This window comes from Streptomyces katrae, from assembly GCF_000966975.1.
Taxonomy (GTDB): Bacteria; Actinomycetota; Actinomycetes; order Streptomycetales; family Streptomycetaceae; genus Streptomyces; species Streptomyces katrae.
Genome location: NZ_JZWV01001696.1, coordinates 1 through 1,776, shown reverse-complemented (window position 1 = coordinate 1,776; position 1,776 = coordinate 1). Strand labels below are relative to the sequence as shown.

The window sequence follows — 1,776 nt, the reverse complement described above, 5'->3', positions numbered from 1 at the left end:
AGTCCACCCGCTCCGGGGTGAGGGCGGCGACCGTGGCGTCGTCGGTCACTCCGGCCGCGTGGACCACGGCGGTCAGCGGCTGCTCGGCGGGAACCGTGGCCAGCAGGGCGGCGAGCGCGGTGCGGTCGGCGACGTCGCAGGCCACGGTCCGGGGTTCGGCGCCCAGTTCGCGCAGCTCCTGCTCGAACTCGGCCGCGCCGGGCGCGTCCTGGCCCCGGCGGCCGGCCAGCAGCAGGTGCCGGACCCCGTAGGCGGTGACCAGGTGGCGGGCGACGATCCGGCCCAGTGTCCCGGACGCGCCGGTGATCAGTACCGTTCCCTCGGCGGTGAAGGCCGCGGGGGCGTCCTCGGCCGGGGCCGGTTCCCCGGCCCGTACGAGGCGCGGGACGAACAGGGCCCCGTCGCGGAGCGCCACCTGGGGCTCGCCGCAGGCCACGGCGGCCGACAGCGCCGCGGCGCCCTCGGTGTCGTCGGTGTCCACCAGCACGAACCGGCCGGGGTTCTCCGACTGGGCCGAGCGGACGAGGCCCCAGACGGCCGCCTGCGCGGGGTCGGCGGTGCTCCCGCCGGGCCCGGCGGTGGTGGGCGCGTCGACCGCGCCGCGTGTGAGGAGCACCAGCCGCGAGGCGGCGAACCGGTCCTCGCGCAGCCACTCCTGGACCAGTTCCAGTGCGCGGCACGTCGCGGCGGCCGGCGCGGCCCCCTCCCCCGCCTCCGGCAGGGTGACGACCACGGTCTCCGGTACGGCGTCCCCGTCCAGCNGTCCAGCTCCGCGAGGCTCTCGCACCGGACCGGCGCGGCGGACCGCGGCCCGGAGTCCGGCCCGTACGGCTCGTACGGCTCCCACTCCAGGCGGAACAGTGCGTCCCGCGGCCCCGCACCGCCCCGGGCGGCGGCGTCGGCCCCGGCGAGCTGCTCGGGGGTGACCGTGCGCAGGAGCAGCGAGTCGACGGAGGCCACGGGCCGTCCCGCGCCGTCGCCGATCCGCAGCTCCACCGCGTCCGGGCCGGTCCCGGCCCGGGTCAGGCGGACGCGCAGGGTCTCGGCGCCGCTGCCGTACACGCTCACGCCGCTCCAGGCGAACGGGAGCCGGCCCGCGTGGCCCGCCCCGAGGAACTCCCCGACGCCCATGGCGTGCAGGGCCGCGTCGAGGAGGGCCGGGTGGACGGCGAACCCGTCGACGGAGGTCCCCTCGGGCAGGGCCACCTCGGCGAACAGCTCGTCCTCCCCGTGCCGCCAGACGGCGCGCAGCCCCTGGAACACCGGGCCGTAGTCGAAGCCGGCGTCGGCCAGCCGCACGTAGCAGTCGTGGAGGTCCACGGCGGTGGCACCGGCGGGGGGCCAAGCGCCGTCCATCGTCTCCGGCGCTGTCCGGTCGGTGTCGGGGACGAGGAAGCCCGTCGCGTGACGCGTCCAGGCGTCCTCCCCGTCGGACACGGCGGCGGTCGCGGCGGCGGTCGCGGCGCGGGAGTAGATCTTCACCGTCCGGCGTCCCGAGTCCTCCTGCTCGGCTCCGACGACCACCCGGACCTGGACCGCGCCCTGCTCCGGGAGGACCAGGGGTGCGGCGAGGGCGAGTTCGTCGACCCGGCCGCAGCCGAGTTCGTCACCGGCACGGACGGCCATCTCCAGGAAGGCGGTGCCGGGGAGCAGGGTCACACCGGAGACGGCGTGGTCCGCGAGCCAGGGGTGGGTGGCGAGGGACAGGCGTCCGGTGAGGAGGGCGCCCGCCCCGTCGGGCAGCAGGGCCGTCGCCCCGAACAGGGCGTGACCGGC

The 1,776-nt window shown here is 77.9% G+C and carries 2 pseudogenes; both read right to left on the bottom strand.

Annotated elements, in window-relative coordinates:
- A pseudogene (locus tag VR44_RS48230) lies at positions 1 to 637 on the bottom strand (SDR family NAD(P)-dependent oxidoreductase); the annotation flags it as partial.
- Between the two features lie 284 nt (positions 638 to 921).
- Positions 922 to 1,764 (bottom strand): annotated as a pseudogene (locus VR44_RS49425) (polyketide synthase dehydratase domain-containing protein); the annotation flags it as partial.
- Positions 1,765 to 1,776 lie beyond the last annotated feature (12 nt).